Raw genomic sequence first — 6,776 nt, 5'->3', positions numbered from 1 at the left:
TTGGTGACCATCTTCGCCGTCGCCGGTTTGGTGGGTAAGTCGAGGCCACCGGCCGCAAGCGGCATACCGTACGTGAAGGGTTGACCATGCTGGCGAGTGACATCGATTGGCAGGCGCTGGAAGAGGCGGCAAAGCAGGCCATGCGCAACGCCTACGCGCCGTATTCGAAGTTCCCGGTGGGGGCTGCGGCCCTCACCGAGGATGGCCGGATTGTGAGCGGCTGCAACGTTGAGAACGCAAGCTACGGGCTGACCCTCTGCGCCGAATGCGCCCTGGTTGGCCAGCTGCATATGACGGGCGGGGGCAGGATCGCTGCGTTTTATTGCGTGGACGGCCAAGGCAATATCCTCATGCCGTGCGGGCGGTGCCGACAGTTGCTCTATGAATTCAGGGCACCCGGAATGCAGCTCATGACAACTCAGGGAATCAAATCCATGGACCAGGTACTGCCTGACGCCTTTGGTCCTGAACATCTGGAGGAAACCACGTGACCAGCACCGAAGCGTTCGACGCCGTCCAGATCATTTCCATCAAACGGGACAAGGGCACGCTCACCCCGGAGCAGATCGATTGGACCATTGATGCCTACACCCGCGGCGTGATCGCCGAGGAACAGATGGCAGCACTGAACATGGCCATCCTGCTCAACGGCATGGACCGTGCTGAGATTTCCCGCTGGACTTCAGCCATGATCGCCTCGGGCGAGCGGATGGACTTTTCGTCGCTGACAACGCCCGACGGCGGCCGCAAGGCTACCAGCGACAAACACTCCACCGGTGGGGTGGGGGATAAGATCACGCTGCCGCTGGCGCCGCTGGTGGCCGTCTTCGGCGTCGCGGTGCCGCAACTCTCTGGCCGCGGGCTCGGCCACACGGGCGGCACCCTGGACAAGCTTGAGGCCATCCCCGGGTGGCGGGCCAACTTGAGCAACGACGAAATCATGGCTCAGCTGCAGGACGTGGGTGCCGTGATTTGTGCCGCTGGGTCAGGGCTCGCTCCTGCGGACAAGAAGCTCTACGCTTTGCGTGATGTCACCGGCACGGTGGAAGCCATCCCGCTGATTGCATCCTCGATCATGAGCAAGAAGATCGCTGAAGGAACAGGCTCCCTGGTGCTGGACGTCAAAGTGGGTTCCGGCGCGTTCATGAAGGATGAAGCCCGGGCCCGCGAGCTTGCCGAGACCATGGTGGCTCTGGGCAAGGACGCGGGCGTGCACACGGTCGCACTGATCACGGATATGTCCACGCCGTTGGGATTGACAGCTGGAAATGCGATTGAAGTTCAGGAGTCCGTGGAGGTCCTTGCAGGCGGCGGTCCGGAAGACGTCGTCGAATTGACCGTCCGACTGGCCGAGGAGATGCTGGCCGGTGCCGGCATCCACGACGCCGACCCCGCAGCCGCGTTGAAGGATGGCCGTGCCATGGACGTCTGGAACCGGATGATCGAAGCACAGGGTGGAGATCCGCGTGCTGCGCTTCCGGTGGCCAAGGAGTCCGAGGTTATCTACGCTCCGGCGGACGGCGTCCTGGTGGAACTGGATGCTCTTTCTGTTGGTGTTGCCGCTTGGCGCCTTGGTGCCGGCCGTGCCCGCAAGGAGGACCAGGTTCAAGCCGGGGCAGGTGTCCGCATGCACGCCAAGCCCGGTGCGTTGGTCCGTGCCGGGGAGCCGCTGATGACGCTCCTGACGGACACCCCCGAGAAGTTCGAACGGGCCAAGGAAGCGCTCCAGGATGCCGTGGTGATCGCGCCTGAGGGTTCACGCCCGGCGCATCAGCTCATCATCGACCGAATCGCCTAGGCTTAAGTGTTCCGGGCCGTTCGCCAAGGACGGCCCGGAACACCAGTCATCCGGCGCCTATGGGGGAGTCGGCTACCGTAAGGAAACCGTGCAGGGCATCAACGATTTCATCCTCGCCGCAGCGGAGCAGCCCTGGGTGTTGTTCCTGGTGTTGGCCTGCTGCGTGATAGATGGCTTCTTCCCGCCCATTCCCAGCGAATCCGTGGTGGTGGGCCTGAGCGCCGTTTCAGGAAGCAGCGGATCCCCCAACGTGTGGCTGCTGGGCTTGATGGCAGCCCTGGGAGCGTTTTCCGGGGACAACATCGCCTATATCATCGGCCGACGCATCGGCATCCAGCGCTGGCGTTGGATGCGTACGCAGCGGATGCAGGGCGCCTTCCGCTGGGCGGGCAAGGAACTTCGACGGCGGTCGGCCTCGCTCATCATGGTGGCCCGCTTCATTCCCATTGGCAGGGTGGCCGTCAACCTGACAGCCGGCGCTACGCACTTCCACCACCGGCGCTTCGTGGCCCTCACGGCCATGTCTGCCGTCCTGTGGGCCACGTATTCGGTGATCCTTGGGTACTTCTTTGGTGTGTGGTTTGAGGACAACCACCTCCTGGGTGCCGTCATAGCGATCGTTCTAGCTGTGATCCTGGGAATCATCATTGACCGGATCATCAGCAGAGTCCGTGGATCCGTGCCCTTGGACGGCAAGAACATCCCTGAGGATGAGGCCCCGACTCCACCCACGGTATGACGCTTCCGGACCCGGAAGATCAGCCCGGCGGTTGACGACGGCACCTTATCAGCACCTATAGCGTTAAGCGTGTGATCCCTTGGCTGGGACGTAGCGAACGACGTCCCGGCCGTGGGACACTAGAGCGACTTCGGTCACATCGTCAAGTCATATTCGTCTAGGAGCTACCGTCGCGTGGAGTTTTTGAACCAAATGCTCGAGCATGCAGCCGGGCAGCCCTGGATATACCCGGTACTCCTGGTCTTCTTCTTCATTGACGGATTTGCCACCATCCTTCCCAGCGAAACAGCCATTGTTGGCCTCTCGGCGCTGTCCCTTCACAGCGGAGAACCCAACCTCTGGATTCTGGGAGCCACCGCACTGGTGGGCGCCATGGCCGGGGACAATATGGCCTACATGCTGGGCCGGAAAATCGGACTCACCCGCTGGAAGTGGATGCGCAGGCCCAAGGTCCAGAAGATGTTTGCCTGGGCGCAGTATGAACTGGATAAGCGCGGCGCGGTCCTTATTTTTACGGCCCGGTACATCCCTTGGGGCCGCGTAGCTGTTAACTACGTGGCTGGACAAACGGGGTTCCGCCACCGGACCTTCTTCTGGCTCGACGCCTTCGCATGCGTTACGTGGGTTGCGTACTCCATCGGTATTGGCTTGCTGGCAGGCCAGTGGGTCCACAACAATCCACTGCTGGGCGTGGGTATTGCCGTTGCCTTCGCTGTGATTCTTGGCATCGTGGTGGACCACGCTCTTCGCTGGTGGCACAAGTACCTTGAAAAGAAGGACCTGGCCCGCGAAGAGGCTGCAAGCAAGCCTGAAGAGGCTGCGGCCAAGAAGGTACCCGCGGTGGAGCCGTCGGACGCTAGTCTTGGTACGTGACTGAGCCCATTCTTGACGCTGCCCCTGCCCTCGACTTCGATTTGAAGAGCCTGCCCAAGGTTTCCCTCCACGATCACCTGGACGGAGGACTCCGCCCGGCCACCATCATCGAGCTGGCGGAGGCCGCCGGCCACACACTGCCCGCCACCGATCCTGTGGCGCTGGGTGAATGGTTCCGCGAATCCGCCGACTCCGGTTCGCTGGTCCGCTACCTCGAAACGTTCGACCACACCGTTGCCGTCATGCAGACCAAGGAAGGCCTGTTCCGGGTCGCCAAGGAATTCGTGGAAGACCTGGCTGAGGACGGCGTCGTGTACGGCGAAGTCCGCTGGGCCCCCGAACAGCACCTGCAGCAGGGCCTCACCCTCGATGAGGTTGTCGAGGCGGTCCAGACCGGCCTTGAGGCCGGCATGGAGTCCGCTGAAGAACGCGGCCAGCAGATCCAGGTGGGCCAGCTCATCACTGCAATGCGCCACGCTGACCGCGGCCAGGAAATCGCCGAACTCGCAGTCCGCCACCGGGCCAACGGCGCAGTCGGCTTCGACATTGCAGGTGCTGAAGACGGCTTCCTGCCGTCCCGCTTCAAGGACGCCTTCACCTACTTGGCCGAGAATAACTTCCCGGCGACGGTCCACGCCGGCGAAGCCGCCGGCCTGGACAGCATCCAGTCCGCGTTGGTGGACGGGCGCGCCCTGCGCCTTGGCCATGGCGTGCGGATCGCCGAGGACATCTCGGTGGAGTTCGAGGACAACTCGGACGACGACGGCGAGGACACCATCGGCATGGTGACCATCGGCAGCGTGGCCGCCTGGGTCCGCGACCGTGGAATTGCCCTGGAAATCTGCCCGTCGTCCAACCTCCAGACCGGTGCCATTTCCGGCTTTGGCGAAGGCATCGAAAGCCACCCGGTGGACATGCTCTTCCAGCTCGGCTTCAACGTCACCATCAACACGGACAACCGCCTCATGAGTGGTGTCACCCTGACGGACGAGTTCGAGCTCCTGGTGGAAACCTTCGACTACGACCTCGATGATCTGCTGGAACTGACGCTCAACGCCGCAGAGGCAGCCTTCCTGCCGCTGGACGAGCGCGAAGCCTTGGTTGAGTACATCAACGATGCTTACGCCAACCTCGGCTAACTCTCCCGGTCTGACGGACCTGCCGGAGCTGACCGAGCTGCTGGGGACCATCGCGGCGCTGCGTGAGCACTGCCCCTGGATGGGTGCGCTGACGCACGAGTCGCTGGTGGAATACCTGATTGAGGAAGCCTATGAAGTGGTGGACTCCATCGAAGCCGGTGCTGTTGACGACGAGCTTCGCGGCGAGCTGGGCGATGTACTGCTTCAGGTAGTGCTTCACGCCCGGCTCGCCGAGGAGCGCGGCAGCTTTGATTTTGCTGCCGTAGCCCGGGGCATCAACGCCAAGATGGTGCGACGCAACCAGCATGTCTTCAAAGCGGACGGTTCACTGCAGGAGAGTTTCCCGGCCAGCGTCGAAGAAATCATCATCAAGTGGGACGCTGCCAAACGCGCGGAGAAGCCGGAGCGGACGGATCCTTTTGAAGGCATCGCGCCGCACCTTCCTGCATTGGCAGCGGCACAGAAGTCCTTGGACCGGGCAGCCCGCGCAGGGCTGGACGTTGATGCGCGGTTGGGCTTTGATGCACGGTTGGACGTTGGCGCACAAGGTGCGCTGGCCGCCGTCGGAATTGCTGCCGTACCAGCCTCGGAAGAGGCGCTTGGTGAGCTGCTGCTCGCCGTCGTCGCCGGTGCCCGTGAGCAAGGGCTCGACGCGGAACGGGCCCTTCGTGCCGCGGTTCGATCGTTTCAGAACACCCAGGCACGGCCTTCATGACGTGAACTGTTGGAAGCCGTGCCGTAACCTAAGCCACTCTGGACTACGCTAGTAGCGACGAGGACGTTGAGAATTTCCCTCCTCATTCCTGTAATTTGCCCATAAGGAGCACATCCATGGCGCTTATCGATGCCATCCACGCACGCGAGATCCTTGATTCCCGCGGAAACCCGACCGTAGAAGTTGAGGTCCTGCTCTCCGACGGCCAGATCGGCCGCGCAGCAGTTCCCTCCGGTGCCTCCACCGGCGAGCACGAAGCTGTTGAGCTCCGCGACGGCGACAAGGGCCGTTACCTTGGCAAGGGTGTCCAGAAGGCTGTTGACGCCGTCATCGACGAGATCTCCCCGGCCCTGATTGGTTTCGACGCCACTGACCAGCGCAGCATCGACCAGGCCATGATCGACCTGGACGGCACGCCCAACAAGGGTAAGCTCGGCGCCAACGCCATCCTGGGTGTTTCCCTGGCCGTTGCCAACGCTGCCGCAGCTTCTGCTGACCTGCCGTTGTACAAGTACCTGGGCGGCCCGAACGCCCACGTCCTGCCCGTTCCCCTGATGAACATCCTCAACGGCGGCTCGCACGCCGACTCTGATGTTGACATCCAGGAATTCATGATCGCCCCGATCGGTGCCGAGACCTTCTCCGAAGGCCTGCGCTGGGGCGTTGAGGTTTACCACAACCTCAAGGCTGTCCTCCAGGAAAAGGGCCTCTCCACCGGCCTCGGCGACGAAGGTGGCTTCGCCCCCAACCTGCCGTCCAACCGCGCTGCACTGGACCTGATCCAGGAAGCCATCAAGAACGCCGGCTACACCCCGGGCACGGACATCGCCCTTGCACTGGACGTTGCATCTTCGGAGTTCTACAAGAACGGTGCTTACCAGTTCGAAGGCAAGGCACTTTCCGCCACCGAGATGAGCGCCTACTACGCTGAGCTCGTTGCCGATTACCCGCTGGTTTCCATCGAGGACCCGCTGGACGAGAACGACTGGGAAGGCTGGAAGACCCTCACCGACACCATCGGTGACAAGGTTCAGCTGGTTGGCGATGACCTCTTCGTCACCAACCCGGTCCGCCTGCAGCAGGGCATCGACGCCGCCACGGCCAACTCCCTGCTGGTCAAGGTCAACCAGATCGGTTCCTTGACCGAGACCTTGGACGCCGTTTCCCTGGCTCAGCGCTCCGGTTACACCACCATCACCTCGCACCGCTCCGGCGAAACCGAGGACACCACCATTGCTGACATCGCCGTTGCAACCAACGCGGGCCAGATCAAGACCGGTGCCCCGGCCCGCTCCGAGCGCGTCGCCAAGTACAACCAGCTGCTGCGCATCGAAGAAGAACTCGACGACGCCGCACGCTACGCCGGCCGCAGCGCATTCCCGCGTTTCAAGGGCTAGCCTTCAGCGAAAACAGCTAACCGGTGGCTATGGTGGAAAGACCATGGCCGCCGGTTCTGTTTAACTCCGGTTCTGCTTAACGCGGGCCAGGTCAGAAACAGCAAGCGCAGCAAAC

7 protein-coding genes are annotated in these 6,776 nt (G+C 62.6%); all 7 read left to right on the top strand.

What is annotated here, in order from left to right; genetic code table 11:
• Positions 1–86: 86 nt before the first annotated feature.
• The 7 genes from CQ020_RS22970 to eno all read left to right on the top strand — a co-directional run bounded on the left by CQ020_RS22970 (position 87) and on the right by eno (position 6,661).
• Positions 87–491 carry a cytidine deaminase gene (locus CQ020_RS22970; RefSeq protein WP_105694161.1) on the top strand — a complete coding sequence of 135 codons (405 nt, stop codon included), beginning with the start codon at positions 87–89 and terminating at the stop codon, positions 489–491.
• Positions 488–1,798: a thymidine phosphorylase gene (locus tag CQ020_RS22965; RefSeq protein ID WP_105694160.1), complete on the top strand. Its 1,311-nt coding sequence runs from the start codon at positions 488–490 to the stop codon at positions 1,796–1,798. Before CQ020_RS22970 ends, CQ020_RS22965 begins: the two co-directional genes overlap by 4 nt.
• 88 nt (positions 1,799–1,886) lie before the next feature.
• Positions 1,887–2,537 (top strand): DedA family protein, encoded by a 651-nt coding sequence (locus CQ020_RS22960; RefSeq protein ID WP_105694159.1) that lies wholly within the window; start codon positions 1,887–1,889, stop codon positions 2,535–2,537.
• Positions 2,538–2,729: 192 nt separating this feature from the next.
• The gene (locus CQ020_RS22955; RefSeq protein WP_258142171.1) at positions 2,730–3,410 is read left to right on the top strand and encodes a DedA family protein; all 681 of its coding nucleotides are present in this window, start codon (positions 2,730–2,732) and stop codon (positions 3,408–3,410) included.
• A complete protein-coding gene (locus CQ020_RS22950) occupies positions 3,407–4,549 on the top strand; it encodes an adenosine deaminase (protein ID WP_105694157.1) in 1,143 nt (380 codons plus the stop codon). Before CQ020_RS22955 ends, CQ020_RS22950 begins: the two co-directional genes overlap by 4 nt.
• Positions 4,527–5,264, top strand: a complete 738-nt coding sequence (locus CQ020_RS22945; RefSeq protein ID WP_105694156.1) for a MazG nucleotide pyrophosphohydrolase domain-containing protein — start codon at positions 4,527–4,529, stop codon at positions 5,262–5,264. The genes CQ020_RS22950 and CQ020_RS22945 overlap by 23 nt, the downstream gene beginning before the upstream one ends.
• A gap of 116 nt (positions 5,265–5,380) precedes the next feature.
• Positions 5,381–6,661, top strand: coding sequence for a phosphopyruvate hydratase (gene eno, locus CQ020_RS22940; RefSeq protein WP_062066886.1), 1,281 nt, complete (start codon positions 5,381–5,383; stop codon positions 6,659–6,661).
• The last annotated feature ends 115 nt before the right edge of the window (positions 6,662–6,776 follow it).

This window comes from Arthrobacter sp. MYb23, from assembly GCF_002979775.1.
Lineage (GTDB): Bacteria > Actinomycetota > Actinomycetes > Actinomycetales > Micrococcaceae > Arthrobacter.
Note: the sequence above shows the minus strand (reverse complement) of the source record. Positions and strands in the feature narration are given on the sequence as shown.